Consider the following 25,580-nt stretch of genomic DNA (forward strand, 5'->3'; position numbering starts at 1 on the left):
ACGGTTCGAGGGGGGTTCGCGTGCACGGACCGGGATCGTCCGGCTGGCTGCTGGTGGCGCTCTGCGCGGCGACCGGCGCCTATTGCCTGCTGCGGATGCGCAGCAGCGTGGAGGAGCAGCGCCGAGCGGCGGGCGGCGAGGCGCTGATGGGGTTCGGGATGGCGGCGATGGCGGTGCCCGCGGCGGTGTTCACGCCGCCGGCGTGGACCTGGCCGCTGTGGGCGGCGGTGTTCGGGGCGGCGGGGCTGCACGCGCTGTGGGCGGCCCGCGCCTCCGCGCGCCATCTGCACCATGCGGTGGGCGCGGGCGCGATGGTCTACATGGCGGTGGTCATGGCGGCCGCGCCGCAGGGGGCGCACCACGGCGGTGCGGGCATACCCGCGCTGACCGCGGCCCTGCTGCTGTACTTCGCGGCGTACGTGCTGGTGACGGGCGCGCGCCTGGCCCCGGTGGCCGCCGTGGCGGGCGGACCACCGGGCGCCGGGCCGGGCACCGGTGCGGGCACCGGGTGGGGTGACCGGCCGGAGCTGGCGCGGGCCTGCCGGCTGTCGATGGGGATCGCGATGGTGGCGATGCTGCTGACGATGTGAGGGCGCGCAAGAGGCCGTTCGGCCGCAGGCAGGGGACCGTTGTCTGCGTCACTTCGGGCCGCGGGTCCGTATCCAGGGGGCGTCCGCGCTTCTAGGCTGCTGCCATGATCCTCCCCGCGGTCCTGCTGCTGCTCGGTGTGCTGACCGCCGTCGTGGGTCCCCGGCTGCTCGCCCGGGCGGACTGGCCGGACCGTGAACCGGTGGTGGCCCTGTGGGCCTGGCAGTGCGTGATCGCGTCGGTGCTGCTGTGCTGCGCCCTGTCGATGACGTTCAGCGCGGCGGCGGCCTGGCGGGCGGTCGGCGGGCATGTGTTCACCGGCGCGCCGGTCGCGGTCGTGGAGGCGTACACCCTGGGCACGGCCGGCCCCTGGGCGCATGTCACCGCCGTGGTGCTGGCGTGCGGGGGGCTGTGGAGCGGGGCGATGCTGGTGCGGGAGATCGCGCGGGCCCGCGCCCGCCGCCGGGCCCGCCGTGCCGAACTGCGGCGCAGGGCGCCGCTGCTGCCCGGCGAGGAGCCGGGCTCCGACCGGCTGGTGGTGCTGGAGGGCGACCGTCCGGAGGCCTGGTGCCTGCCCGGCAGCCCGCCCCAACTGGTGGTCACGACGGCCGCGTTGCAGCGTCTGAAGGGTCGGCAGCTGGACGCCGTGCTGGCGCACGAGCGCGGTCACGCGCGCGCCCGGCACGACTGGCTGCTGCACTGCTCGTCGGCGCTGGCGGAGGGCTTCCCGCAGGTGCCGGTGTTCTCCGCGTTCCGGGACGAGATGCACCGGCTGGTCGAACTGGCCGCGGACGACACGGCGTCCCGCCGGTTCGGCCGGCTCACCACCGCCCTGGCCCTGGTGGAACTGAACGAGGACCGCGGGGTGTTCGGCCCCTGCCCCACCGCGCAGGCGCACGTCCCGGCGCGGGTGGACCGGCTGCTCGCCCCGGGTGACCGGCTGACCGCGGGCCGGCGGCTGCGGCTGACGGCCGTCGCGTCGCTGGTGCCGGCGGTCCCCGTGCTCGTGGCGTTCCTGCCGGGATTGCGGGCACTGGGGTAGGCGACGGCCCCGACGCGGCCGTACCGTCCCGGCACCGGGCCGGTCCGCGCCCCCTGAGGACCGGGCGTGCCGGGTTCTGGCCCCGGACGCCTCCGGTCGGCGAGGATCACCCCATGCGCACCCCCCACGCCCCCGCACCGCACGCACCCCCCGGACCCCGTACGCCGGCCCGGTCGGCGGCGGCGCCGGCCGCCCTGCTGGCGGCGGCCTCCACGCTGCTGCTGGCGCTGGTCGCCGCCGAGTGGCGGCCCCTGCTCGACCTGGACGCGGGCATCTCCCGCACCACGCACCGCTGGGCGGTGGCGGAGGACGGGCTGACGCAGGCGGCCCGTGTCCTGACGGACTGGGTGTGGGACCCCTGGACGATGCGGCTGCTGTGCGCGGTGGCCGTGGTGGTGCTGCTGCGGCGTCCGGCCGCCCGGTGGACGGCGGGGTGGCTGGTCGTGGTGGTGGCCGTGGCCACGGCCGTGCAGCAGGGGCTGAAGGCCGCGCTCGGCCGGGACCGACCGGTGTGGGCCGACCCGGTGGACACGGCGCACTACGCCGCCTTCCCGTCGGGGCACGCCATGACCGCGACGGTCGTGCTGGGGCTGCTGCTGTGGGTGCTGCGCCGTCACGGGCCGGGCCCCGATCTGTGGCGTACGGCGCTGGCGGTGGCGGCCGTGTCGGTGGCCGGTGTCGGTCTCACCCGGGTCTGGCTCGGGGTGCACTGGCCGACGGACGTGCTCGGCGGCTGGCTGCTCGGCGCGCTGACAGTCGTCGCGGCGGTCGCGGCGCACCGGCGGCTGTGTCCCGCCGCGCCGGACGGGTCCGACCGTGCGCGCCCGCCGTCGCCCTCGCCCGAACCGCCCACCTCGGACGATCCCCCGCGTCGCCCGAGGTGAACGGCAGCCCGAAGAGGGCCCGCACAGGGCCCTTCCAGGTGCGCTGAGTATAGTTGGCTGGCAGCCAGTCAACGCAGGAGTCCAGCATGTCCCCGCGCAGCGCCCTGGTCAATGAAGAACTGCGTCGGCGTTCCAAGGAGCGGCTGCTGCACGCGGCCGTCGAGCTCGTCGACGAGCGCGGCTACGAGGCGACCACGCTGGGCGACATCGCCGACCGGGCGGGTTCCGCGCGGGGCCTGGTGTCGTACTACTTCCCGGGCAAGCGCCAGCTCGTGCAGTCCGCCGTGCACCGGCTGATGCACCGCACCCTGGAGGAGGCGCTGGAGCGGGAGCCGCGCACCGACGACGGCAGGGAGCGGCTGGCGCGGGCCATCGACGCGATCCTGGGCCTGGCACGGGACCGGCCGGTGCTGATGCGCCAGCACATGGCGGGGCTGCTCCAGGCGGAGGGCTTCCTGCCGTGTCCCGAGCAGCGGCGGCTGGCCGAGCTGCTGAGCGACACGGTCGCCCGGCACGGCTCGCGGGACGTCGAGTCCGACTATCCGATGCTGCGGGCGCTGCTGATGGGCGCCGTGTACGCGGCGCTGATGCCGGGGGCGCCGATGCCCCTGCCGGTGCTGCGCGCCGAGCTGTTCAAGCGCTACCGGCTGGACTGGGAGATGGGTGTCCCGCCGGACCCCGAGGGGACCGGCGGGACGGAGGAGAAGGACCGGACGGACCTGGCCCGGTTCTTCGCGACGGACGCGGGGACTCAGTCGAAGTAGTCCGGCTGCGTCTGCACGTTGAGCTCCTGCATACGGACCCAGCGGGCCGGGTCCGTGCGCTTGTCGTCGATCTTCAGGACGTCGAAGCCCTTGGCGATGTCGTTGGAGTAGATGTAGCCGTTGTAGTAGTACGCCGACCAGGAGCCGCCGGTGACGATCTGGTCGGTGGACAGCGGACCGCGCTCGAAGTAGGCGATCTCCTTCGGCTTGGACGAGTTGGTGAAGTCCCACACCGAGATGCCGCCCTGGTACCAGGCCTGGACCATCAGGTCACGGCCGCGGACCGGGATCAGCGAGCCGTTGTGGGCCACGCAGTTCTCGGTGTCCGCCTGGTGGCGGGGGATCTTGTAGTAGCTGCGGAACACGAGCTTGCTGCGGTCGCCCCTGCCGACGATGTCGTAGATGCCGTCCGCGCCGCGGTCGGGACCGATCTCCGCGTTGCAGGTGGCCGCGCCGCCGCCGCCGAGCTCGTCGGTGAAGACGACCTTGTCGGCCCGCTGGTTGAAGGTCGCCGAGTGCCAGAACGCGAAGTTCACGTTGTCCTGGACGCGGTCGATCACCCGCGGGCGCTCGGGGTTCTTGATGGAGAACAGGATGCCGTCGCCCATGCAGGCGCCGGCGGCCAGGTCCTTCGAGGGCAGCACGGTGATGTCGTGGCAGCCGGTGGTCTTGGAGACGCCCGGGTTGGTGGGCGAGCCGGGGTTGCCGCCGCCGTCCGGGCCCTCACCCGGGAACAGCACGGGGAAGCCGACCAGCGCCGCCTTGTGCGGGGCCTTGCGCGGCACCTTGATCACCGAGATGCCGTCGTGCGGCGGCTGGCAGTCCGGGTAGGCCGCGTTCGGCGAGTAGGAGGAGACGTAGATGTAGACGTTCTTGCGCTCGGGCACCAGCGTGTGGGTGTGCGAGCCGCAGGCGGTCTCGACGGCGGCGACGTAGCGCGGGTTGCGCTTGTCGCTGATGTCGAAGACCTTCATGCCCTCCCAGGAGGACTTCTCGGTGGCGGGCTGCGTGGTGCTGTTGCAGCTGCTGTCGCTGCGCGAGGAGTCCGTGGACAGGAAGAGCAGGTTGCCGGAGACGGAGATGTCGTTCTGCGATCCGGGACACAGCACCTGGGCCACCGTCTTGGGGCTCCTGGGGTTGCTGATGTCGAAGATGCGGAAGCCGTCGTAGTTGCCGGCGAAGGCGTACTTCCCCTGGAAGGCGAGGTCCGAGTTGGTGCCGGACAGCACGTCCTTGGGGATGTGGGCCACGTGCTCGATGTTGGCGGAGTGGACGATCTCGTCCTGGCCGGGTATCTCGCCGCTCCTGATGGCGGCACGGGCCTCTGCCTGGTCGCTGCGGGACACGTCCTTCGCGGCGGCGGGCGAGTCCCCCGGGTCCGGGATCGCCGCGGCGGGCGCCGCGGTGAGCAGCGCGGCCAGCAGGCCGCCCGCGGCCGCGGCAACTCCCAGCCGTCTCCGCCGGGTTCGGGAAACGCTCAACAGGATCACTGTTTTCCTCCCTGGTTCCGTTCACGTCGGAACGGTGTGGCACCGGCAGTATCGTCTTCGGCATGCACATACCAACAGGGGCGCCACATCATCGCAACAAAGTTTTTTGATCGAAGTTGCGCGAAACCGTGCTAGGACGGTCATCGACACTCACGAGGTGTCCCGCACCACTGCCGAGCGGGCATACCGCCAGTCACAGGAGGTCCATGTGCAACACCGCCGCGTGCCACGCCTGTCCGCCGTCGCCGCCGGGCTGACCGCGCTGGCCGTACTCGGACTCGTGGGCTGCGACTCCGGCGGCGACGACACCAAGTCGGCGCCGGCGAGCGGGCCTCCGGTGATCGCGCCCGGCGCGCCCGGGGAGGAGAACCGCACCCTGTCCGCCGAGGACGCCGAGCGGGAGCGCCGGGAGGACGACTCCCCCAACGCGGCGGACGTGTCGTACGCGCGGATGATGATCCTCCATCACACGCAGGCGCTGGAGATGACCCAGCTGGCGCCGGGCCGGGCCGAGTCGCCCAAGGTGGTCAAGCTGGCCGAGCGCATCGCCGCCGCGCAGAAGCCGGAGATCGGCGCGATGAAGGGGTGGCTGCGCACCCACGGCAAGACGGAGCAGGACGCCGGCCACGGGCACGACCACGCGGCGATGCCGGGCATGGCGACCGAGGCGCAGCTCAGGCAGTTGCGGTCGGCCGAGGGCGCGGCGTTCGACCAGCTGTTCCTCACGCTGATGATCACGCACCACCAGGGCGCGGTCACCATGGCCACGGACGTGAAGGGCCAGGGGAACAACATCCAGATCGAGGAGATGGCGGACGACACGGTCGCGCAGCAGACCAGCGAGATCAACCGGATGCGCGACCTGCTGTGACGCTCCGCCGGGGCGCCGGTCCGCTCAGCGGCGGGCGTGGCGCGGGGACAGCAGCCCCGCGTCGCGTGTCCGCCCGATGAGGCGGAGCGCCCCGCGCCGGCTGTAGCCGGTCCGGTCCATCACGGCGAGCACCGGGTCGGCGCCCCGCTCCTGCGCGGCCCGGTACGTCCGGGCCACGGCCGGCCACTCGGCCCGCCCGCCGGGGGGCTCCTCCCCGTGCGTGCCGCCGGTGTCCTCCCCGGGTTCGGGCTCGATGCCGCAGGCCCGGGCGAGCGGGCCCTCGATCCAGTCGGCGAACACGGCCAGGTCCTCCAGCGCGAGGGCGGGGCGGGCCTGGACGTCCTCCACACCGACCCAGCCCTCGCCGACGGACGCCAGTGCCTCGATCGTGGCCCCGTCACGGAAGGCCAGCCGCACATGGAGCCACCGGGTGGAGCGCTCGCCCTCCCGCACCTCCCACGCGGGCCACACGGACACCGCACCCTCCGCCGGAGAGCGATCGGAAAGTTGAAGAAAAGATGCCTCGAGCACACAGGCAACGTAACGGGGTGATCAGTTTCCCTCCGTAGGAACACGCACCCCGGACGGCGGACGGCACCCTGTCAGCGGAGTGCGGGCGGTGCCATGCTGGGAGGCACCGGCGGTGTCCCGCCGGTCCCCCTCGGGGTGAGGAGTTCCCCGTGCTGCGTGTCGCCGTCGTCGGAAGCGGGCCCAGCGGGTGCTACACCGCCCAGCATCTCGTCCAGCTCGACCCCGGGGCGCGGGTCGACGTCCTGGACCGCCTGCCCTGCCCCTACGGCCTGGTCCGCTACGGCGTGGCCCCGGACCACGAGAAGATCAAGTCGCTGCAGAACGGCCTGCGCACGGTGCTGGAGCACGAGCGGGTGCGGTTCCTCGGCGCGGTGCCGGTCGGGCCGGACGGGGTGCCGGCGGCCCGGCTGCGGGAGCTGTACCACGCGGTGGTCCACTGCGTGGGCGCCGCCGCTGACCGGCGTCTGGGCATCCCCGGCGAGGATCTCCCGGGCAGCTGGTCGGCGACCGAGTTCGTCTCCTGGTACAGCGCGCACCCGGACGCGGCCGACACCGGGTTCCTGCGCGGGGTGCGGTCGGCGGTGGTCATCGGCGTGGGGAACGTCGCCGTGGACGTCGCCCGCATGCTGGCGCGCGGGACGCGTGAACTGCGCCCGACCGACATGCCGGACGCGGCGCTGACCGCCCTCGCGGCGAGCGAGGTCACGCGGATCCACATGGTCGGCCGGCGCGGCCCCGCGCAGGCCCGCTTCACCACCAAGGAGCTGCGCGAACTGGGCACCCTGCCGGACACCGCCGTCCAGGCCGACGCGGACGACGCGTCGCTCGACCCGGCGTTCGCAGACCCGTCCGGCCTGCCCCCGCCCCGCCGCCGCAACGTCGAGGTGCTGCGCGCCTGGACGGCGCCGCCGCGAGCGGACGCCCTGCGCCTGATCCGTCTGCGGTTCTTCCTCCGTCCGGTCGAAGTGCTCGCCCGAAACGGCCGGGTGGGCGCCGTGCGCTTCGAACGGACGGTGCCCGACGGCTTGGGCGGGATCACCGGGACGGGTCGCTTCGAGGACATCGAGGGTCAGCTGGTGCTCCGCTCGGTCGGGTACCGCGGGGTGCCGCCGGCGGGACTGCCGTTCGACGCGGCGACGGGCACGGTGCCGCATCTCGCCGGGCGGGTGCTGCGCGGGGGCGCCGTCGCCCCGGGCGAGTACGTGGCGGGCTGGATCAAGCGGGGCCCGACGGGCGTCATCGGCACCAACCGCTCCTGCGCGAAGGAAACGGTGACGTCCCTGCTCCAGGACGCCCCGTCCCTCACCGCCCGCGCCCTCCCCGACGACCCCCTGCCGGCCCTGCGCGCCGAGGGCGTCGACCCGGTCCTCTGGCAGGGCTGGCAGTCCATCGAACGCGCCGAGTCCCGCCTGGGCGCGTCCCTCGGCCGGGGTGTGGTCAAGCTCGCGGACTGGACGTCGCTGATGGCTGCGGCGCGGGACGCGGGCGAGGCGGTGACCGGGCCGTAGCCCGGCCTGCCGGGTGACGGCCGCCGGCCGAGGCGGGCCCGCGCGTCAGACCGCGTCCCGTGCCCCCTGGTGGCGGGCCGCCGTGAGGAGGGCGTCGAGGAGGCCCGGGAACAGGGCGTCCAGGTCGTCGCGGCGCAGGCCGTTCATCTTGGCGGTGCCCTCGTAGACCTGCTGGACGACGCCGCTCTCGCGCAGCACGCGGAAGTGGTGCGTGGTGGTGGACTTGGTGACCGGGAGGTCGAAGCGGGAGCAGGACAACGCGGCGTCGGCGTCCGCGAGTTCGCTGACGATGCGCATGCGGACGGGGTCGGACAGCGCGTGCAGCACCGACTCCAGCCGGATCTCGTCCCGCGTGGGGTGGGGCAGGACGCGGGGGCTGGGCAGGGCGGTCGTCACGGCGGCTCCATGGTGCTCCGGGAGTCTTCATTGTACGAGAACCCTCGTAGTTTGACATCCACCGTACTACGACGGCTATCGTACGAGTCGCACACCCGTCGCCGCCTTCCGAACGGAGCCCACCGTGAGCACGCTCTTCGAGCCGTACACCCTGCGCGACCTGACGATTCCCAACCGCGTGTGGATGGCGCCGATGTGCCAGTACTCGGCCGCGCCGGACGGCCCGGAGGCCGGTGCGCCGCACGACTGGCACTTCGCGCACTACGCCGCCCGCGCCACCGGCGGCACGGGACTGATCGTCGTCGAGGCCACGGCGGTGTCGCCGGAGGGCCGCATCTCGCCCTACGACCTGGGGATCTGGAACGACACCCAGGTCGAGGCGTTCCGCCGGATCACCCGCTTCCTCGCCGCCCACGGCACCGTGCCGGCCGTCCAGCTCGCGCACGCCGGGCGCAAGGCGGCGACCGATCAGCCCTGGAAGGGCGGGGCGCCGCTCGGGCCGGAGGAGCGCGCCTGGCAGCCGGTCGCGCCCAGCGCGGTCCCCTTCAGCGAGCGCCACCAGGTGCCGGACGAGCTGAGCCCGGAACAGATCCGGGAGATCGTCGGCCAGTTCCGCGCGGCCGCCCGCCGCGCCCTCGCCGCCGGTTTCGAGGTCGCCGAGGTCCACGGCGCCCACGGTTACCTGATCAACGAGTTCCTCTCCCCGCACTCCAACCACCGCACCGACGCCTACGGCGGCTCCTACGAGAACCGGACGCGGTTCGCGTTCGAGGTGGTGGACGCCGTGCGTGAGGAGTGGCCGGACGACAAGCCGCTGTTCTTCCGCACCTCCGCGACCGACTGGCTGGACGAGGAAGGCTGGACGGTGGACGACACCGTGCGCCTCGCCGCCGACCTGCACGAGAGGGGCGTCGACCTGCTCGACGTCTCCTCCGGCGGCAACTCCCCCGGCGTCCGCATCCCGGCCGGCCCCGGCTACCAGGTGCCGTTCGCCGCGCGGGTGCGTCAGGAGACGTCGATGCCGGTCGCGGCCGTGGGTCTGATCACGGACACGGGGCAGGCGGAGAAGATTCTCGCCAACGGCGAGGCGGACGCCGTGCTGCTGGGCCGTGAGCTGCTGCGCAACCCCTCCTGGGCCCGGCAGGCCGCCCGCGAGCTGGACGCGCGGGTCCGCGTGCCGGACCAGTACCACCTCTCCGTCTGACCTGTTCACCGCCGTCCGACCCGTTCACCACCCGCGGTGCCGCGCCGGCGGCCCGGAGACCCGCGCAGGGTTTCCGGGCCGCCGGCGTCCGTCGTTCCTGGCCGGATACGGACCACGCGAGGCGTTGACCAGAAAGCGCTTTCCCTCTACGTTCCGTTCATCGACATGACCGGGACGTGACCGCCGAGCGCGTTCACCCCGCATGCCGTGCAGATACATGTACGTCGTTCATCCACATGGTTCGTCATGGCTCGACACCCCCACACCACAGGAGAAGGAACGACATGACATCCGCGACACGACCGCGCCTCCGTGGACGCGCGCTGACGGGCGCGCTCGCCACCCTCGGCCTCTCGGCCGGCATGGTCCTGACCACCGCGGCTCCGTCCGCGCAGGCCGCCACCTGGCCCACCCCCAACGGCAGCCAGGGCGTCTCGTCCACCATCTCCGTGTCCGGCACCAAGGACTACGGGATGAAGCGCCTCTACGGCACCGGCGACCTGGGCTCCGGCGGCCAGGACGAGGACCAGGGCCCGATCCTGAAGCTGGCCGACGGCGCGGTCCTGAAGAACGTGATCCTCGGCGCCCCCGCCGCCGACGGCATCCACTGCGAGGGCTCCTGCACCCTCCAGAACGTCTGGTGGGAGGACGTCGGCGAGGACGCCGCCACGTTCAAGGGCAAGTCGTCCGGGTCGGTCTACACCGTCAGCGGCGGCGGCGCGAAGGAGGCCAGTGACAAGGTCTTCCAGTTCAACGGCGCGGGCACACTGAACGTGTCGAACTTCGCCGTCAAAAACTTCGGCACCTTCGTCCGCTCCTGCGGCAACTGCTCGTCGCAGTACAAGCGGACGATCAACCTCAACTCCATCGAGGTGAACTGGAAGGGCGGCCGCATCGCCGGCATCAACACCAACTACGGCGACAGCGCCACCCTGCGCAACATCACGATCGTCGGCGACAGCAGCAAGAAGATCGTGCCGTGCCAGAAGTACATCGGCAACAACACCGGCAAGGAGCCGAGCAGCAACGGCTCCGGCCCCGACGGCACCTACTGCAAGTACAGCTCGTCCGACATCACCTACCGGTAACCCCCCACGGGCCGCGGCCGTGGGAGGCGTCCCGCCGGGCGTCCCCTACGGCCGCCGGTCGTCCGCCCGTAGGTCCGCGTGCGGCCGGCCCCCGCCCACCAGTGAGCGCACCTCACCCTCCAGCTCCCGCCGGTAGTCCGCGTACGCGGCCCGCAGTTCGTCGCCCGGCCAGCCGGCGGGGAGCAGGGAGGGCGGCAGGACGGGGTCGGCGAGCAGATGGCGCACCACGGCCGCGAACAGGGTCAGCCGCTCGGCCGGCCGCCCGGTGCGCCCCACGTGCCCGAGCAGAGTGCGGGCCTCGCCCGACCAGGCGTCCAACGGCCAGAGCATTGCGGCAAGTTCGGCGGCGGGCCGCGCGGGGCGGGTCGTTCCCTGTTCGGCCACCCCGTCGAGGGCGGCGGGCAGCGGGCGGTCCAGGTTGGCCGGGCGCAGCCACACCCCCTCGCGCAGCTCGGCGAGGCGCAGTCCGGCCAGGCGTGCGCGCAGTTCCGCCCGTTCGGCCGGGCCGCGTCCGGTCGCGGTGACGACGACCAGCTCCCACTCGCCGTCCCACGCGCGCGTGCGCGGCCGTACGGACTCGTCCTGGCGGCGCTGACGCTCCAGCAGCCGGTCGCTGAGGCGATAGCCGGTGTCCGTGCGGCGCAGGTCCCCGGCGGCGACCATCCGGCTGAGCGCCGCCCGCAGCGTCGACCCGCCGAGGTCGAAGCCCTCCACCAGCCGTCCGAGCTGCCGCGCCGGGAGCTCCGGCGGGTGCGTGCCCAGCAGCAGGCTGAGGACGACCGACCGCGCGGAGAGCGGGCGCAGCCGCGGACCGTCCGGTGCCGGCTCCGCCGGGTCGTTGCGCCGCATGAGCCGTACTTTAGGCCCCCGCTCGGGCCCGGTTGCCCTCCGGTGATCTCTCGCGGAATAGTCTATTTGGACTGCTCTATTTGGACTGATAGCGTTCGGCCATGCCTCGTCGTGCTCTCGACAACCCGATCGTCCTGCTCGTCCTGGGCCTGCTGCTCGAGCAACCCACCCACCCGCACCAGATGCTCGCCGAGCTGCGCAGACGCAGCGACGCGCACGCCGCCGCGATCACCCGCGGCACGCTCTACAACACGGTCGCCGCGCTGACCCAGGCCGGCTGGCTCGCCCCGCTGGAGCGACAACGGTCGGGCAACCGCCCGGAGCGGACCGTCTACGCCCTCACGGACGCGGGGCGCGAGGAACTCGTGCGCCGCCTGGACTCCCAGATCCGCGTCCCCCAGCGGGAGTTCTCCCAGTTCCTGGGCGCGGTCGCCTATCTGGGCGCTCTCGGCCGGGGCGGCGCGATGGAGGCGCTGGCAGAGCGCGGGCGGCGACTGCGGCAGCGCACGGCGGAGGACGAGCAGCGGCTCGAGGAGGCCCTGGCGGCCGGCGTCCCCCGCATGCATGTCATCGAGGCGGAGTACGCGCTGAGCCTCGCGCGCGCCGAGATCGCGTGGGTCGACTCGGTGATCGAGGAGCTGCAGAGCGGGACCTTGCCGTGGCCCACGGGGGCCGCGCGTGAGCTGGAGGAGGAGGGCGCGTGACGTCGCATCGTCTGCTGTTCGGTGTGTATCCGGGTGGGGTCTCCGGTGACGACTCGGGAGGTCTCGCGGGCGGGCCGCCCGACGACCCGGACCGTGTGACGCAGGCCCTGGACCGCCTTCAGGGGCGGCCGGACCGTCCGTTCCTGGTGCGCGCCTACACCGCGTTCGACGATGCCACCCGCCTCGGCGGGCCGCACGCGACGGCGGCGCCGGAGGACGCGGCGCGGTACGCCGTGCGGGGCCGCCGCCTCGACCTGGTGGCGCAGTACCGGTCCGCCGCGGGGGACGTCGACGGCTACTGCCGGTTCGTGCGCGAACTGGTCGAGCAGTACGGCGCGGTGACGAGCACCCTCCAGGTGACGGAGGAGCCCAACGACACGGGCAATCCGGTCCTCGACGGTTACTACCCGTCGGTGCGGGAGGCGATCGTCCGCGGAGTCTCCGCCGCCAAGGAGCGCGCACGGGAACTCGGGCACGACGAGCTGCGCGTCGGGTTCAACACCACCCCGCTGTTCGGACCGTCGGCGTCCTTCGTCGCGGAGCTGGCCGTGCTGGGCGGCCCGGCCTTCGCCGCCGAACTGGACTACGTGGGCCTGGACCTCTTCCCCGACGTCTTCCGGCCCGTCGCCGCGTCCGACCTCGCGTCCGCCGTCGCGGGCCTGCTGCGCCACCACCGCGAGGCCGTGCTGGCGCCCGCCGGGCTGGGACACCTGCCGCTGCACATCACCGAGCACGGCTGGCCCACCGGCGAGGAACGCCCGCCTCAGCGGCAGGCCGAGGTCGTCGACACCGTGGTCCGGGCCGTCGCCGAGCTGGCGGAGCCGCTGCGCCTGAGCGGTTACACCCACTTCGCGCTGCGGGACGCCGACAGCTCCCGGACGGGACTGTTCCACCGCTTCGGGCTCACCACGGACGACTACACGCCGAAGCCCGCCTTCGAGACGTACCGGGTGCTGATCGACCGGCACGGCTGAGGGGACGGGAACCGCCACGCGAGCCGTGTTGCACTATTGCTGCGAGCGCAGTGACAGTGCAACACTCAGCCATGACCACCACGCGCGCCGACGAGTCGCAGCAGACCCCTTACGCATCCGGCGTCACCGGCGGCGCCACCCACGACGTCACCAACCAGCCCCCTCACACGGCCCCGTACGACGCCTCGGACGACGTCGCCCTGCTCGAAGGGGTGCGGCGGGAGGGCGCCGGCTGGGCGGAGGAGGACCTGCGCAGGCTCGGACGGCTGGCGGGCAGCGAAGAGGCGCAGGAGTGGGCCGAGCAGGCCAACCGCCATGAGCCCGAGCTGCGCACCCACGACCGGTACGGGCACCGCGTCGACGAGGTGGACTTCCACCCGAGCTGGCACCATCTGATGCGCACCGCCGTCGCCGAGGGGCTGGCCGGCGCGCCCTGGGCGGACGACCGCCCCGGCGCACACGTCGCCCGCACCGCCGGGGGACTCGTCTGGGGCCACACCGACGCCGGACACGGCTGCCCCACGTCCATGACGTACGCGGCGGTCCCCGCCCTGCGCCGGGAGCCCACGCTGGCGAAGATCTACGAGCCGCTGCTGACCAGCCGTGAGTACGAGCCCGGGCTGCGCGTGCCGGCCGAGAAGCGCGGGCTGCTGGCAGGCATGGGGATGACCGAGAAGCAGGGCGGCTCCGACGTCCGCACGAACACCACCGTCGCGACGCCGACCGCCGAGCCGGGGGTGTACACCCTGCGCGGCCACAAGTGGTTCACCTCGGCGCCGATGTGCGACGTCTTCCTGGTGCTGGCCCAGGCGCCGGGCGGACTGTCCTGCTTCCTCGTGCCGCGGGTGCTGCCCGACGGCACCCGCAACACCTTCCGCATCCAGCGTCTCAAGGACAAGCTGGGCAACCGTTCCAACGCCTCCTCCGAGCCCGAGTTCGACGGGACGGTGGCCTGGCTGGTCGGGCCCGAGGGGCAGGGCGTGAAGACCATCATCGAGATGGTCAACTGCACCCGTCTCGACTGCGTGATGATGTCCGCGGCCCTGATGCGCAAGACGCTCGTCGAGGCGGGCCACCACGCGCGGCACCGCAGCGCCTTCGGGGCGCGCCTGGTGGACCAGCCGCTGATGCGCAACGTGCTGGCCGACCTCGCGCTGGAGTCCGAGGCCGCCACGACGCTCACGCTGCGGCTGGCCGGTGCGGCGGACCGCGCGGTGCGCGGGGACGCCGGGGAGGCCGCGTTCCGGCGGATCGCGACGGCGGTCGGCAAGTACTGGGTCACCAAGCGGGGCCCGGCCTTCACCGCCGAGGCGCTCGAGTGCCTGGGCGGCAACGGGTACGTCGAGGACTCGGGCATGCCCCGCCACTACCGGGAGGCCCCGCTGCTGTCGATCTGGGAGGGCTCGGGCAACGTCAACGCCCTCGACGTGCTCCGGGCGCTCGGCCGCGACCCGGCGACCGCGCAGGCCCTGTTCGACGAGCTGTCGCTGACGCGCGGCGCCGACGCCCGGCTGGACGCGGCGGTGGCCGGGCTCAAGGACCAGCTGGCCGAGGGGTCGCAGGTCACGGCCCGGCGTCTGGTGGAGCGGATGGCGCTGGCGCTTCAGGCGTCCCTGCTGGTGCGGCACGCGCCGGCCGCGGTCGCCGACGCGTTCTGCGCGACGCGGCTCGGCGGCGACTGGGGGCACGCGTTCGGCACGCTGCCGGCGGGGGCGGGGCTGGACGCGATTCTGGAGCGGGGGCTGCCGGGGCGGGAGTGAGGCGGGGCCGCCGCACCGCCCTGACCTGCGGTCATGCCGCGTCCGACGGTGACTGTCAGTGGTGGGGTGCACACTGACCGGTGTCCTGATCGAGGACGTCGAAGACGATGTCACGGAGGTGATCGGCATGACCGAGGTACTGCTCGCCGTGGGTACCCGCAAGGGCCTGTTCATCGGGCGCCGGCGAGGCGGCTCCTGGGAGTTCGACGAGTCCCCCCACTTCGAGGCGCAGGCCGTGTACTCGGTCGCGATCGACACCCGGGGGCAGAGCCCTAGGCTGCTGGTCGGCGGGGACAGCGCGCACTGGGGGCCGTCGGTGTTCCACTCCGACGACCTGGGCCGCACCTGGACCGAACCGGCCCGGCCCGCCGTCAAGTTCCCACCCGACACAGGGGCGTCACTGGAGCGGGTGTGGCAACTGCATCCGGCGGCGGCCGAACCGGACGTGGTGTACGCGGGCACGGAGCCGGCCGCGCTGTACCGCTCGGAGGACCGCGGGGAGTCCTTCGAGCTGGTCAGGCCGCTGTGGGAGCATCCCACGCGCTCCAAGTGGGTGCCGGGCGGCGGCGGTGAGGGCCTGCACACCGTGCTGACCGACGCGCGCGACCCGAGCGCGGTCACGGTGGCCGTCTCCACCGCGGGAGTGTTCCGCACCCTGGACGGCGGCGCGAACTGGGCGCCGTCCAACTCCGGGGTGTCCGCGGTGTTCCTGCCGGACCCCGACCCGGAGTTCGGACAGTGCGTGCACAAGGTCGCCCGGGACGCGGCGGACCCCGACCGGCTGTATCTCCAGAACCACTGGGGTGTCTACCGCAGCGACGACGCGGGCGCGCACTGGACGGACATCGGCGACGGACTGCCCTCGACCTTCGGGTTCGCGATGGTGACGCATCCGTCCCGCGGGGACACGGCCTACGTGTTCCCGATCAACGCCGACTCCGACCGGGTCCCGGCCGGCCGGCGATGTCGCGTCTACCGGACCGGGGACGCGGGGCGCAGCTGGGAGCCCCTGTCGGCGGGGCTGCCGCAGGAGGACCACTACGGCACGGTGCTGCGCGACGCGATGTGCAGCGACGACGCCGATCCCGCGGGCGTCTACTTCGGCAACCGCAACGGCGAGCTGTACGCGTCCGCGAACGACGGCGACAGCTGGGCGCAGTTGGCCGCGCATCTGCCGGACGTGCTGTGCGTGCGGGCGGCGGTCGTCGGATGAGGTCGACGCGGATCCGGCCGGGCTCGGGCCACGGGTTGATAGCCGCTGCCGGCACGGCAGTAGGGTGACGCCCGTGGCACCACGACCCTTGAACGAGATCGTCGAAGCGGGCTGGGCGAACGCCCTCGAACCGGTGGCGGGGCGAATCGCCGCTATGGGGGACTTCCTCCGCGCGGAGATCGCCGCGGGACGCACCTACCTCCCGGCGGGAGCGAACGTCCTGCGGGCCTTCCAGCAGCCCTTCGACGAGGTACGCGTCCTGATCGTCGGGCAGGACCCGTACCCCACCCCGGGGCACGCGGTCGGCCTGAGCTTCTCCGTCGCGCCCGACGTGCGCCCGCTGCCCGGCAGCCTGATCAACATCTTCCGCGAGCTGAACAGCGACCTGGGCGTGCCCCAGCCGTCGAACGGCGACCTGACCCCGTGGACGGAGCAGGGCGTGCTGCTGCTCAACAGGGCGCTGACGACCGCCCCGCGCAAGCCGGGCGCCCACCGAGGCGAGGGCTGGGAGGAGGTCACCGAGCAGGCGATACGCGCGCTGGCCGCACGCGGGAAGCCGCTGGTCTCCATCCTGTGGGGGCGGGACGCCCGCAACTGCCGTCCCATGCTGGGTGATCTGCCCGCCGTGGAGTCGGCGCACCCGTCGCCGATGTCCGCGGACCGCGGGTTCTTCGGCTCGCGCCCGTTCAGCCGGGCCAACGACCTGTTGATCCGTCAGGGCGGGCAGCCGGTGGACTGGCGCCTGCCGTGACCGGAGCCGGCTACCTCGCCGTGGACTCCGGCGGCTCCGGACTGCGGGCCGTCGTCGGGGCGCCCGGGCGCGGTCCGCTGGCGCGGGCGTCCTCGGACGTGCCGGTGCGCACGGGCGAGCGGGGGCTCGAACCGGAGCATTTCATGGAGCAAGTGGTCCCGATGGCGCGGGCGTTGTGCGCCGAGGCCGGTCTTGAGCGGCTGGAGGCGGCCGCTGTCGGCGCGGCCGGGATGGCCAGCCTGGGTGACGCCCTGCGCGCGGAGCTGCCGGACCTGCTCGCCCGTGAACTGGGCGTCCGGCGAGCGGCGTTGGCGGCCGACGCGGTCACCGCGTACGTGGGCGCCCTCGGGCCTCGCCCCGGTGCGGTGATCGCGGCGGGCACCGGCCTGATCGCGATCGGCACGGACCTGGCCGGCTGGCGGCGCGCGGACGGCTGGGGCCATCTGCTCGGCGACTGCGGCGGCGGCGCGTGGATCGGGCGGGCCGGCCTGGAGGCCGCGCTGCGCGCGCACGACGGGCGGGACGGCGGTTCCGCGCGGCTGCTCGCGGAGGCGGAGGAGATGTTCGGTCCGGTGACCGGGCTGCCGGGTCAGGTGTACCCGCGCGCCGACCGGGCGGCGGTGCTCGCCTCGTTCGCTCCGCGCGTGGGCGCGTGCGCGGCGGAGGGGGACCCGGTGGCCGTCGGCATCGTGCGGGCGGCGGCCCGCCACATGGCCGACGCGGCGGCCGCCGTGTGCCCGGCGGAGGGCGCGCCGGCGGTCGGCTGCACCGGCGGTCTCCTCGGGCTGGGCGAGGTGCTGCTGGCGCCCCTGGAGGAGCGGCTGGCGGAGCTGCTGCCGGGGGCGCGCCGGGTGCCCGCCGAGGGGGATCCGCTCGACGGCGCGGTGCGGCTCGCGGAGGACCTTTCCGCTGGTCCGCTCGCTCTTCCGAGTGACGAGAGGATGCTGTGCGTGACGAGCACGGAGGGAACGGACGTCACCCTCACGGCCGACACCCGTACGTAACTCATCCGACAAAACCGGACGGATACCGCTCACCTGCACCCTCCCCGAACAGGAGACCCCCGGAAGCCACTAACATGCCGCAACATGAGCACCCCCACTGGGCCCGCGTCCGGCCTGCCCGTACGAATGCCGCGCCCCCGCCAGCCCGGACGGCACCGCCGTCCCGAACCCCTGGTGGCTCCCGAGGACGCGCCCGCGCTCGTCCTCGCCGTGCCGGGTAAGCCCAGTAGTGCCACCCGCTCGCTCGCCGAAGAGGTCGTGAGCATCGCACGGTCCGAGCTGCCCGGTCTCGACGCCCGCATCGGCTACCTCGACGGGGACGACGAGGAGTTCCCCTCGCTGACCTCCGTCCTCGCGCGCGCCGCCGAGGAGCGCACCGCCCGCTACGAGCAGGCGCGTGCCGCCGGTTCCGACGTCAAGGAGCCCGACGGCCCGGTCGCCGTCGTCGTGCCGCTGCTCGCCGGCCCGGACAGCGCGCTGCTGCGCCAGGTCCGCCAGGCCGTCATGGACAGCCGCGTCGCCGCCGAGCTGACCGACGTCCTCGGCCCGCACCCGCTGCTCGCCGAGGCGCTGCACGTGCGGCTCTCCGAGGCCGGCCTGGCCCGCGCCGACCGCGCCCGCCTGTTCACCGTGGCGACCGCCGCGGACGGCATCATCTTGGCCTCCGTGGGCGGCGACGAGGCGGTGCAGGCGGCCGGCATCACCGGCATGCTGCTCGCCGCGCGCCTCGCCGTGCCGGTCATGGCCGCGGCCCTCGACCAGGAGGGCTCCATCGCCTCCGTGGCCGAGCAGCTGCGCAACGCCGGTTCGCAGCAGCTGGCACTGGCGCCGTACCTGATCGGCCCGGAGATCGACGCCTCGCTCGTCGAGGAGGCCGCGAAGGAGGCGGACTGCCCCGCGTCCGAGCCGCTCGGCCCCTACCCGGCGATCGGCAAGCTGGCCCTGGCCAAGTACACGACCGCCCTGGGCATCGCGCCCCAGCAGCCCCAGAGCACGCCGGCCCGCTGACGCGGGCAGCTCTTTCGCAGGACGCCTGAAGGGCCCGCTCCGGTCACCGGAGCGGGCCCTTTGGCGTGGCCCCCGGGAGGCGGGGGCGTTCGAGGGCGGGCGGCCCGACCGCCGAGGGTGCTGACGGGGCGACGGCCACGCGGCCGGGTCCGAGTGCGGGGTCGCCGACGGACCCGGCAGGTGAGGGCACAGCCCCAGCGCGACGTCACATGCGTCGGCGTGCACCGGGCGACGGGCGAAGGGCGTCGGCGCGGGTTCGCCGGGCAGCTGTGGCGGATGAGCCGATGCGCGGCCGGGTCATGGGCGGCCATCGGTGTCATGCCCCTCGGGGGCGGAGCGACCCCGTGGCCGGGCGAAGGGCACACCAGTGGCGTGCCCCTCCGGGTTGTGCAGCGCCTCCGGCGCGCACCACGCGTCCCCGCCGGAGGCGCTGCACAACAGCCGCGTCCGGCACCGACCCGGACAGGTGTCCCACGCCGCATCACCGCCGGCGGGGTGCCGTGCCCCTCGCGCGTAAGGCACCCCCTACCGCGCGACAGCGCGTCCACTCCGAACGCGCTGCCCAGCAGCCGCGTCCGACACCGCCCCGGACGGGGGCGACCCGGACGCGGGTCGCCCCCGTCCGTCGTGTCAACCGTCGGCCGCGCAGGCCGTCACGCGCCTACCAGGGGCGAGCCCGACGGTGTCCGCAGCGGTGCCGACAGCTCCGCGAGGGTGCGTTCCAGGGTGTGGAGGTGGGCGAGGGCGGCCGGTTCCGGCGTGGAGGGCGCCGTGCGCGGTTCGATGTCGCGGCCCGTCGTGAGGGCCTCGACCGCCGCCTCGACGCGCCAGCAGGCCGCGGCCAGGCGGGCGTCGTGCGAGGCCTCCGGGTCGGCGGCGACGGCGACCAGGCCGCGGATCTCGCGGGCGCAGTCGTCCAGCAGCGCGAGCACCTGGCGGGCCCGCCGCTTGCGGCCGAGCATCGGGTTCAGCGGGTGCACGAGGGGCGCCACCGACAGGCGCACCCGGGCGAGGAGCTGCTCCAGTTCCACGACCGTGGGCGCCGGGTCCGCGACCGGGTCGCCGGCCAGCCGCGCGGCCGTCTGCGCCGTGCAGGCGTGCACGCAGCGCAGCGCCCGCCGGATCCAGGCGTCGGTGACGCTGTGCGTGGACACGGGCAGCAGGAAGACCACCGCCAGCACCGCGCCGAGCGCGCCGACGCCGGTCTCCGCCATGCGCAGGGCCAGCAGGGACGGGGTGAGCACGCCCAGCAGGCCGTACAGCATGGCGGCGAGGACCGTCACCCAGAGCATCATCCAGGTGTACGAGACGGCCGCCGTGTAGAAGATGCCGAAGACGGAGACGGCGACGACCAGCGCGGTGAGGGTCGCGTCGCCGTGCGCCGGGACGGCGACGAACAGGGCGAGCCCGGCGCCGATGACCGTGCCGAGCACGCGGCGGAAGCCGCGCACCAGGGTCTCACCGCGCGAGGTGGTGTTGACGAACACCCACCAGGTCGCGCCGACGGCCCAGTACCAGCGCTCTCCGGACATCAGCTGGCCCACGAGCAGGGCGAAGCCCGCGCCGGCCGTCGCCTGGACGGCCTGGCGGGTGGTGATGCGGGACAGCCGGGCGCCGCCGGGCGGTGCGGGCACGGCCGCCGGGGGCAGCCGCCGCTCGTAGCACCACAGCCCGAAGCGCACCGTGGCCGCGATCGCCACGGACAGCAGCACGGAGACGGACAGCTCGGCGAGCTGGCCGGTCCTGGGGTGCAGGAACTGCGCCGCGAAGAAGGTCATGAAGGCGAAGACGCCCAGGGCGTGTCCGCGGGGTCCCCAGCGCCTGGCGTACACGCCGAGCCCGACGACGGCGAGGAAGGCCGCGTCCCGGGCCACCGGGTGGTCCTGGAGGACCGCGGCGGCGGCCAGCACGGGCAGGCCGACGGCGGGCAGGAGGGCCGTGGTGACGGCCTGCCCGCGGACGGTGGCGTCGGTGACGGTGAACAGGGCGAGGAGCGCGGCGAGCCCGCCGGTGATCGCGCCGGTCAGGGAGTGCCCGGCGAGCCCGCAGGCGACGACGGCCGCCCCGATGCCGAGCACGGCCCGCGTCGCGAACCGCAGCCGGATCCGTCCCGGATCCGGCGCCATGAACACCTTCTTCAGCACCTACCGCCCCCTGGCGTCTCGTACGACATGTGTCGTGGCATGAAAAAGGCGCCGCGGTTCCGCAGCGCCATCGACGCACCCATATCACCATCTTCCCCGCCAGTGGCTCAACCGAGCCGTCGCAGAGTGAGCCATTGGTACGGTCTTCGCGGCATCTCTTGGGCCATCTCCGTGCCAATGGCCGACTCCGGAGCGACGACCTCGTGGCCGTGGACGAACTCGACACCCGCATCCTGCGCCTGCTGCTGGAGCAGCCGCGCACCAGCGTCCGCGAGTACGCGCGGATCCTCGGCGTGGCGCGCGGCACGCTCCAGGCGCGGCTCGACCGCATGGAGCGTGAGGGCGTGGTCACCGGCACCGCCCCCGCCCTCTCCCCCGCCGCGCTGGGCCACCCCGTGCTGGCGTTCGTGCACATCGAGGTCACCCAGGGGCATCTCGACGAGGTGGGGGACGCGCTGGCCGCGGTCCCGGAGATCGTCGAGGCGTTCTCCATCACGGGCGGCGGCGACCTGCTGACCCGGGTGGTGGCCCGGGACAACGCCCACCTGGAGGACGTGATCCAGAAGCTGATCGGGATGCCGGGCGTGGTCCGCACCCGTACCGAGGTGGCACTGCGGGAGCGCGTGCCGCACCGGCTGCTGCCGCTGGTGGAGTCGATCGGCCGGGCGGCGCGGGGCTAGCCGGGTGCGCTGTCCGGACGGCGCACCCGGCCCCTGCCATGCTGGACGCATGCGCGCACTGGGCAGCCTCTCGGTCGTCTTCGATCTCGACGGAACGCTCGTGGACAGTGAGCCGAACTACTACGAGGCGGGGCGCCGCACGCTCGACGCGTACGGCGTCCCTGACTTCAGCTGGGCGGAGCACGAGCGGTACGTCGGCATCAGCACCCGCGAGACGGTCGCCGACTGGCGCCGCCGGTTCGGACTGTCGGCGTCGGTGGACGAGCTGGTCGCGGTCAAGAACCGCCACTACCTGGAGCTGGCCCGGACGAGGACGACGGTGTTCCCCGAGATGCGCGCCTTCGTGGAGCGGCTGGCGGACGAGGGCGTCCCGACGGCCGTGGCGTCGGGCTCCTCGGCCGACGCGATCGGGGCGATCCTCGCGGGCACCGGGCTGGACGCGCATCTGCGCACCGTCGTGTCGGCCGACGAGGTCGCCCACGGCAAGCCGGCCCCCGACGTGTTCCTGGAGGCGGCGCGGCGGCTGGGCGCGGACCCGGCGGACTGCGTGGTGGTCGAGGACGCGGCGCCGGGCGCGGCCGCCGCGCACGCGGCCGGGATGCGCTGCATCGCCGTCCCGTATGTCGCCGAGCAGGCCGACGCGCCCGAGTTCGCCACGGCCGGCCTGCTGCTGCGCGGCGGTCAGGCGGAGTTCACGGCCCGGGCGGCCTGGGAGTGGCTCACCGCAACCGCCCGCCGGGGCTGACCGGAACCGCCCGCCGGGGCTGACCTGCACCGGTCCGGGAGCCCGGCGGGCGCGGCACGCGAGGCCCGTGTCCCGAAGCGGCCCAAAATTCTTTCCAGAACGGTGATTGTTACGCGCTCTGCGTCCGTACTCCCTGGTGTTGGGCCGTTCTCAACCCAGGAGGCACGATGCGCATCTCGCGCAGCACGGCAGGAACCGCGTTCGTGGGCGGAGCCATGATTCTGACCCTCACCGCGCTCGCCTATCCCACCATGCTGGGCGTACAGACCACATCCACCAAGCAGGACCGGGTGGTGGCCAACACGAACTACGGCCCGCTGACCGAGGCGGACCGTGACTTCGTGGTGAAGGTGCGCGCGGCCGGACTGTGGGAGCACCCGCTGGGGCTGCTGGCGATGGAGCGGGGTACGACGCCCGAGATGAAGGAGGCGGGTGAGCACCTGGTGGTCGGGCACGGCCGGCTGGACGCCAGCTGCCGCAAAATCTCCCTGGAGCTCGGCATCACACTGCCGAACCAGGCGTCGCCGCAGCAGCAGGGGTTCGTGGAGACAGTGAAGGCCACCAGCGGCAAGGAGTTCGACTCCACGGCCGTGAACATCATGCGCATCACGCACGGCCAGATCTTCCCCGTGATCGCCAAGATCCGGGCGACCACCCGCAACACGCTGGTCCGGCAGCTGGCGGACCAGGCCAACGACACCGTGCTCGACCACATCACGGTGCTGGAGAAGACCGGTCTGGTCAATCAGGAGCAGGTGAACTTCCAGCAGACCAGCCCGCCGAAGCTGCCGAACGAGCAGGTGACGCCGCCGGCGCCGCAGGCGGGCGCGCCGGTGCTCGCCCTGCAGATCCCGAAGGAGCTGGAGGACCTCAACACGGCCTCCCCGGCGCCGTCGCCCTCCGGCACGGTGCGCTGACGCGTCCGCGGCCCGCGGTTCAGGACCTGCGGCGGGGCTTGCCCCGCCGCGGGTTCTTCGCCGTTCCGGCGCCGAATTTCCCGCCGGTCCTGCCGCCGGTTCCCCGCCGGGTGCGGCCCGCGGCCCCGGCGGACGGCTGCCGGCGGTGTCCGGCGTCGCCCTGCGCGGCGCCGTCCTTCCTCCGCTTCTCCTGCTTGTCCTGCGCGGGCTGCGGCCGGCGGCCGCGGGTGCTGTTGACGGTCCGGCCGCGCACGATGCCGATGAAGTCCTCGACCAGGTCCGTGGTCGCCGCCTCCGGCCAGGCCAGGCCCACGCTCGAGGCGGGCCCGTCCTCCAGGGGGCGGTGGGTGAGGTCCTTGCGGTGGTGCAGCCGGGCCAGCGACAGGGGCGCCACGAGCACGCCGATCCCGGCGGCGACCAGCTCGATCGCGTCGGCGGTGGTGGCCGGGCGTTCCAGGGCGGGGCGGCCGGGCAGGGACTCCCACGGGAGCACGTCGTCGAGGGGGTGCAGCACGATGTCGTCCGCGAGGTCCTCGACGGTCACCGAGTCGGCGGCGGTGACCAGGTGGTCCTTGGGGACCACGACGACCGTCTGCTCGGTGTAGAGGGGGATGGCGCTGAGCACCGTACGGTCGACGGGGAGCCGGACGAGGCCCGCGTCGGCCTCGCCGTCCAGCAGCATCCCGTGCGCCGGTTCCGCGGGCACCTGGGTGAGGGTCAGCGGGACGTCGGGCTGCCGCTCGTTCCAGACGCGCACCCACTTGTCGGGCATCACACCGGGGACGTACACGAGGCGGAACGAGGGGGACACTTCCGGGCCGGTCACCTGGCCAGGTTACCGGCCGTGGTCGGCGGCCGTGCACGCGCTCGATACCCTGGACGCCATGACGCAGCACCAGAGCACCCAGACGATGAAGCCCGCGACCGCGGCGAAGAAGCTGGGTGTGTACCTCGAGGCCACCCCCGCCGAGTTCCGGGAGGGCGTGGTCTCGCGCGCGGAACTGAACGCGCTCCAGACCGATCCCCCGCAGTGGCTGCGGGACCTGCGGCGCGACGGCCCGCACCCGCGGCCGGTGGTCGCGGCCAAGCTGGGCGTCTCGATCTCCGGCCTGTCCCGTGGCGGGGTCACCGAGCCGCTCACCACCGAGCAGATCGAGGCGCTGAAGCAGGAGCGCCCCGAGTGGCTGGAGCGGGAGCGCGCCACCCAGGCCGAGGTCCGCAAGGAGGCGGCCCGGCTGAGGAAGCGCGACAGCGAGAGCGGCGGAAGCGGCGACTGAGGTCCGCGGGCCGGCGATCGCGGCCCTTCTCCGACGGCACAGACACCCCCGGCCGGGTCCCCGGTCCGGGGGTGTCCCGCTTCCGCTCCCCCGCATGGCCGGAAAAGCGGGCGCCCCCCACCCCTTCCGGAGAACAGATATATGCACCACCATGTGGCGCTATCGCACGCGTCCGCAGCGGCGCGCCCGACCGTGCCCGGGGTGGGACATGCACGACATGAGGTGGAAGCAGGCCGTCGAATGGCTGGCCGCGGCGGCCACGGACCCGCAGGAGTGCAAACGCCAGTGGGACCGCGGCGAGGGGACGGCCCTGCTCGCGGCGGGCCGGTACTGGGACGTGCTGAGCGTGCCCGACCGGCTCGGGCTGCTGGCCCTGGACCTGCTGTGGAGCGATCCGCTCGAGCTGCCCGGGCCGACGCTGGTGGACGTCACGGCACGCCGGGTGGGCTTCTTCCTGCCGCCCGACCCGGGCAGCGAGTGGGTCGGCTTCGGGGTACGGCACGTGGGGCGCGGGTCCTGGATCGCGGTGCCGCCGCCGTACCGTCCCTCCGGGCGGCTGGAGTGGCTGGTCCCGCCGGACGGCTCCGGCACCCTGCACGCCGCGGAACCGCTGGAGCGCGCGCTGCGCCGGGCGACCGGCACGCTCGCGGTGCTCGCGCCGGTCAGCGCGGATCAGGGGAGTTCGGACTGCTGGTGAGGTCCGGCTCCGACGACGCTTCCTCGGACACCTCAGCGGCCCCTCCTGCCTCGAGCTCCACTGCGGCCTCCTCCTCGGGCGCCTCTGCGACCCCCACGGAGGACGTCTCGTCGGGCGTCTCGTCGGACATGGCCTCGGACGTCCCAGGTCCCAGCAGAGGGACGGGCACGCGGAACGGCACGTGGGGCGCCGGGCCGCGGTCGTTCGCGGTCACGACGGCGAAGGACGCCCACAGCCCGTCCAGGTGCCCCGGGACGGTGTGGCCCTTCGCCCGCCACTCCGCGACGAGTTCCGCGTAGATCGGTGTGTTCGCCACGTGGCCGCCGGTCAGTTGCGCGTACGGCCGGCTCACGGCGCCGTGCCCGAGAAGGCGCCGCGCCGTCTCAGTGCTGTCCATGCCGGAGCAACGCGCCGCCGTGCGCCGGTGGTACGCCGTGGGCTCCAGCTCCGCCCGCGGGGGTGACATCGTCACCCGGTCGGCCGTACGCGTC

Annotated in this window: 27 protein-coding genes; 20 read left to right on the forward strand and 7 right to left on the reverse strand. The window is 73.8% G+C overall.

The annotated features are described in order from the left end of the window. Positions 1–20 precede the first annotated feature (20 nt). The 4 genes from ACFOSY_RS21960 (at position 21) to ACFOSY_RS21975 (ending at position 3,278) form a co-directional block, all read left to right on the forward strand. Positions 21–590 carry a DUF5134 domain-containing protein gene (locus tag ACFOSY_RS21960; RefSeq protein WP_394309501.1) on the forward strand — a complete coding sequence of 190 codons (570 nt, stop codon included), beginning with the start codon at positions 21–23 and terminating at the stop codon, positions 588–590. A gap of 104 nt (positions 591–694) precedes the next feature. Continuing rightward, positions 695–1,630, forward strand: coding sequence for a M56 family metallopeptidase (locus tag ACFOSY_RS21965; RefSeq protein ID WP_394309503.1), 936 nt, complete (start codon positions 695–697; stop codon positions 1,628–1,630). Between the two features lie 113 nt (positions 1,631–1,743). Then, positions 1,744–2,514, forward strand: coding sequence for a phosphatase PAP2 family protein (locus ACFOSY_RS21970; RefSeq protein ID WP_394309505.1), 771 nt, complete (start codon positions 1,744–1,746; stop codon positions 2,512–2,514). 86 nt (positions 2,515–2,600) lie between these two features. Beyond that, complete coding sequence (locus ACFOSY_RS21975; protein WP_394309507.1) at positions 2,601–3,278, forward strand: TetR/AcrR family transcriptional regulator; 678 nt, start codon at positions 2,601–2,603, stop codon at positions 3,276–3,278. Here ACFOSY_RS21975 and ACFOSY_RS21980 read toward each other — a convergent pair. Then, positions 3,266–4,768 (reverse strand): LVIVD repeat-containing protein, encoded by a 1,503-nt coding sequence (locus tag ACFOSY_RS21980; RefSeq protein WP_394309509.1) that lies wholly within the window; start codon positions 4,766–4,768, stop codon positions 3,266–3,268. The two genes, ACFOSY_RS21975 and ACFOSY_RS21980, sit on opposite strands and share 13 nt — an antisense overlap. Positions 4,769–4,976: 208 nt before the next feature. On the opposite strand from ACFOSY_RS21980, the gene ACFOSY_RS21985 reads away from it, so the two are divergent. Then, positions 4,977–5,639 (forward strand): DUF305 domain-containing protein, encoded by a 663-nt coding sequence (locus ACFOSY_RS21985; RefSeq protein ID WP_394309886.1) that lies wholly within the window; start codon positions 4,977–4,979, stop codon positions 5,637–5,639. Positions 5,640–5,663: 24 nt separating this feature from the next. On the opposite strand, the gene ACFOSY_RS21990 is transcribed toward ACFOSY_RS21985, so the two are convergent. Next, positions 5,664–6,116, reverse strand: a complete 453-nt coding sequence (locus ACFOSY_RS21990; protein ID WP_394309511.1) for a DUF6214 family protein — start codon at positions 6,114–6,116, stop codon at positions 5,664–5,666. A gap of 203 nt (positions 6,117–6,319) precedes the next feature. Here ACFOSY_RS21990 and ACFOSY_RS21995 point away from each other — a divergent pair, with 203 nt between their 5' ends. Beyond that, positions 6,320–7,678, forward strand: coding sequence for an FAD-dependent oxidoreductase (locus tag ACFOSY_RS21995; RefSeq protein WP_394309513.1), 1,359 nt, complete (start codon positions 6,320–6,322; stop codon positions 7,676–7,678). 45 nt (positions 7,679–7,723) lie between these two features. Here the strand turns inward: ACFOSY_RS21995 and ACFOSY_RS22000 are convergent, their stop codons facing one another. Then, a complete protein-coding gene (locus tag ACFOSY_RS22000; protein WP_394309515.1) occupies positions 7,724–8,074 on the reverse strand; it encodes an ArsR/SmtB family transcription factor in 351 nt (116 codons plus the stop codon). Between the two features lie 124 nt (positions 8,075–8,198). Here ACFOSY_RS22000 and ACFOSY_RS22005 point away from each other — a divergent pair, with 124 nt between their 5' ends. Next, positions 8,199–9,278 carry an NADH:flavin oxidoreductase/NADH oxidase gene (locus ACFOSY_RS22005; RefSeq protein ID WP_394309516.1) on the forward strand — a complete coding sequence of 360 codons (1,080 nt, stop codon included), beginning with the start codon at positions 8,199–8,201 and terminating at the stop codon, positions 9,276–9,278. A gap of 284 nt (positions 9,279–9,562) precedes the next feature. Beyond that, positions 9,563–10,366, forward strand: a complete 804-nt coding sequence (locus ACFOSY_RS22010) for a pectate lyase (RefSeq protein WP_394309518.1) — start codon at positions 9,563–9,565, stop codon at positions 10,364–10,366. A gap of 45 nt (positions 10,367–10,411) precedes the next feature. Here ACFOSY_RS22010 and ACFOSY_RS22015 read toward each other — a convergent pair whose 3' ends face one another. After that, on the reverse strand, positions 10,412–11,215 hold the full coding sequence (locus ACFOSY_RS22015) for a PaaX family transcriptional regulator C-terminal domain-containing protein (RefSeq protein WP_394309520.1): 804 nt from the start codon (positions 11,213–11,215) through the stop codon (positions 10,412–10,414). Between the two features lie 101 nt (positions 11,216–11,316). Between ACFOSY_RS22015 and ACFOSY_RS22020 the strand changes: the two genes are divergently transcribed. From ACFOSY_RS22020 to ACFOSY_RS22050, 7 genes are all read left to right on the forward strand, one after another. After that, a complete protein-coding gene (locus tag ACFOSY_RS22020) occupies positions 11,317–11,919 on the forward strand; it encodes a PadR family transcriptional regulator (RefSeq protein ID WP_394309523.1) in 603 nt (200 codons plus the stop codon). Next, positions 11,916–12,893, forward strand: coding sequence for a hypothetical protein (locus ACFOSY_RS22025; protein WP_394309525.1), 978 nt, complete (start codon positions 11,916–11,918; stop codon positions 12,891–12,893). Before ACFOSY_RS22020 ends, ACFOSY_RS22025 begins: the two co-directional genes overlap by 4 nt. A gap of 71 nt (positions 12,894–12,964) precedes the next feature. Further along, positions 12,965–14,653 (forward strand): DNA alkylation response protein, encoded by a 1,689-nt coding sequence (locus tag ACFOSY_RS22030; RefSeq protein WP_394309527.1) that lies wholly within the window; start codon positions 12,965–12,967, stop codon positions 14,651–14,653. 58 nt (positions 14,654–14,711) lie between these two features. Further along, entirely contained in the window at positions 14,712–15,866 is a 1,155-nt protein-coding gene (locus tag ACFOSY_RS22035; protein WP_394309529.1) for a WD40/YVTN/BNR-like repeat-containing protein, read from the forward strand. Positions 15,867–15,939: 73 nt separating this feature from the next. Then, a complete protein-coding gene (locus ACFOSY_RS22040) occupies positions 15,940–16,617 on the forward strand; it encodes a uracil-DNA glycosylase (protein ID WP_394309531.1) in 678 nt (225 codons plus the stop codon). Next, on the forward strand, positions 16,614–17,621 hold the full coding sequence (locus ACFOSY_RS22045; RefSeq protein ID WP_394309532.1) for a BadF/BadG/BcrA/BcrD ATPase family protein: 1,008 nt from the start codon (positions 16,614–16,616) through the stop codon (positions 17,619–17,621). Before ACFOSY_RS22040 ends, ACFOSY_RS22045 begins: the two co-directional genes overlap by 4 nt. A gap of 84 nt (positions 17,622–17,705) precedes the next feature. Continuing rightward, positions 17,706–18,629 (forward strand): sirohydrochlorin chelatase, encoded by a 924-nt coding sequence (locus ACFOSY_RS22050; protein ID WP_225652463.1) that lies wholly within the window; start codon positions 17,706–17,708, stop codon positions 18,627–18,629. A 653-nt stretch (positions 18,630–19,282) separates the two neighbouring features. Here the strand turns inward: ACFOSY_RS22050 and ACFOSY_RS22055 are convergent. Continuing rightward, positions 19,283–20,773 carry an FUSC family protein gene (locus ACFOSY_RS22055; RefSeq protein ID WP_394309535.1) on the reverse strand — a complete coding sequence of 497 codons (1,491 nt, stop codon included), beginning with the start codon at positions 20,771–20,773 and terminating at the stop codon, positions 19,283–19,285. Between the two features lie 203 nt (positions 20,774–20,976). Between ACFOSY_RS22055 and ACFOSY_RS22060 the strand changes: the two genes are divergently transcribed. The 3 genes from ACFOSY_RS22060 (at position 20,977) to ACFOSY_RS22070 (ending at position 23,115) form a co-directional block, all read left to right on the forward strand. After that, entirely contained in the window at positions 20,977–21,453 is a 477-nt protein-coding gene (locus ACFOSY_RS22060) for an Lrp/AsnC family transcriptional regulator (protein WP_394309536.1), read from the forward strand. A 49-nt stretch (positions 21,454–21,502) separates the two neighbouring features. Further along, on the forward strand, positions 21,503–22,198 hold the full coding sequence (locus ACFOSY_RS22065) for an HAD family hydrolase (protein ID WP_394309539.1): 696 nt from the start codon (positions 21,503–21,505) through the stop codon (positions 22,196–22,198). A 167-nt stretch (positions 22,199–22,365) separates the two neighbouring features. Then, positions 22,366–23,115, forward strand: a complete 750-nt coding sequence (locus ACFOSY_RS22070; protein WP_394309541.1) for a DUF4142 domain-containing protein — start codon at positions 22,366–22,368, stop codon at positions 23,113–23,115. A gap of 19 nt (positions 23,116–23,134) precedes the next feature. Here ACFOSY_RS22070 and ACFOSY_RS22075 read toward each other — a convergent pair whose 3' ends face one another. After that, positions 23,135–23,941 (reverse strand): LysR family transcriptional regulator substrate-binding protein, encoded by an 807-nt coding sequence (locus ACFOSY_RS22075; protein ID WP_394309542.1) that lies wholly within the window; start codon positions 23,939–23,941, stop codon positions 23,135–23,137. Positions 23,942–23,999: 58 nt separating this feature from the next. Here ACFOSY_RS22075 and ACFOSY_RS22080 point away from each other — a divergent pair, with 58 nt between their 5' ends. Next, complete coding sequence (locus tag ACFOSY_RS22080; RefSeq protein WP_394309544.1) at positions 24,000–24,392, forward strand: DUF5997 family protein; 393 nt, start codon at positions 24,000–24,002, stop codon at positions 24,390–24,392. A 208-nt stretch (positions 24,393–24,600) separates the two neighbouring features. Then, the gene (locus tag ACFOSY_RS22085) at positions 24,601–25,089 is read left to right on the forward strand and encodes a hypothetical protein (protein ID WP_394309546.1); all 489 of its coding nucleotides are present in this window, start codon (positions 24,601–24,603) and stop codon (positions 25,087–25,089) included. Here ACFOSY_RS22085 and ACFOSY_RS22090 read toward each other — a convergent pair. Beyond that, positions 25,055–25,561 carry a hypothetical protein gene (locus tag ACFOSY_RS22090; RefSeq protein WP_394309549.1) on the reverse strand — a complete coding sequence of 169 codons (507 nt, stop codon included), beginning with the start codon at positions 25,559–25,561 and terminating at the stop codon, positions 25,055–25,057. The two genes, ACFOSY_RS22085 and ACFOSY_RS22090, sit on opposite strands and share 35 nt — an antisense overlap. Positions 25,562–25,580 lie beyond the last annotated feature (19 nt).

Origin of the sequence: Streptomyces lusitanus, from assembly GCF_042647945.1 — a bacterium.
In the GTDB taxonomy this organism is placed as follows: Bacteria; Actinomycetota; Actinomycetes; order Streptomycetales; family Streptomycetaceae; genus Streptomyces; species Streptomyces pseudogriseolus.

Coding starts and splice junctions, on each gene's coding strand:
- ACFOSY_RS21970 (WP_394309505.1), top strand. CDS start 1,744: ATGCGCACCCCCCACGCCCCCGCACCGCACGCACCCCCCGGACCCCGT.
- ACFOSY_RS22030 (WP_394309527.1), top strand. CDS start 12,965: ATGACCACCACGCGCGCCGACGAGTCGCAGCAGACCCCTTACGCATCC.
- ACFOSY_RS22080 (WP_394309544.1), top strand. CDS start 24,000: ATGACGCAGCACCAGAGCACCCAGACGATGAAGCCCGCGACCGCGGCG.
- ACFOSY_RS22065 (WP_394309539.1), top strand. CDS start 21,503: ATGCGCGCACTGGGCAGCCTCTCGGTCGTCTTCGATCTCGACGGAACG.
- ACFOSY_RS22015 (WP_394309520.1), bottom strand. CDS start 11,215: ATGCGGCGCAACGACCCGGCGGAGCCGGCACCGGACGGTCCGCGGCTG.
- ACFOSY_RS22085 (WP_394309546.1), top strand. CDS start 24,601: ATGCACGACATGAGGTGGAAGCAGGCCGTCGAATGGCTGGCCGCGGCG.
- ACFOSY_RS22070 (WP_394309541.1), top strand. CDS start 22,366: ATGCGCATCTCGCGCAGCACGGCAGGAACCGCGTTCGTGGGCGGAGCC.
- ACFOSY_RS22020 (WP_394309523.1), top strand. CDS start 11,317: ATGCCTCGTCGTGCTCTCGACAACCCGATCGTCCTGCTCGTCCTGGGC.
- ACFOSY_RS22050 (WP_225652463.1), top strand. CDS start 17,706: ATGAGCACCCCCACTGGGCCCGCGTCCGGCCTGCCCGTACGAATGCCG.
- ACFOSY_RS21975 (WP_394309507.1), top strand. CDS start 2,601: ATGTCCCCGCGCAGCGCCCTGGTCAATGAAGAACTGCGTCGGCGTTCC.
- ACFOSY_RS21965 (WP_394309503.1), top strand. CDS start 695: ATGATCCTCCCCGCGGTCCTGCTGCTGCTCGGTGTGCTGACCGCCGTC.
- ACFOSY_RS22010 (WP_394309518.1), top strand. CDS start 9,563: ATGACATCCGCGACACGACCGCGCCTCCGTGGACGCGCGCTGACGGGC.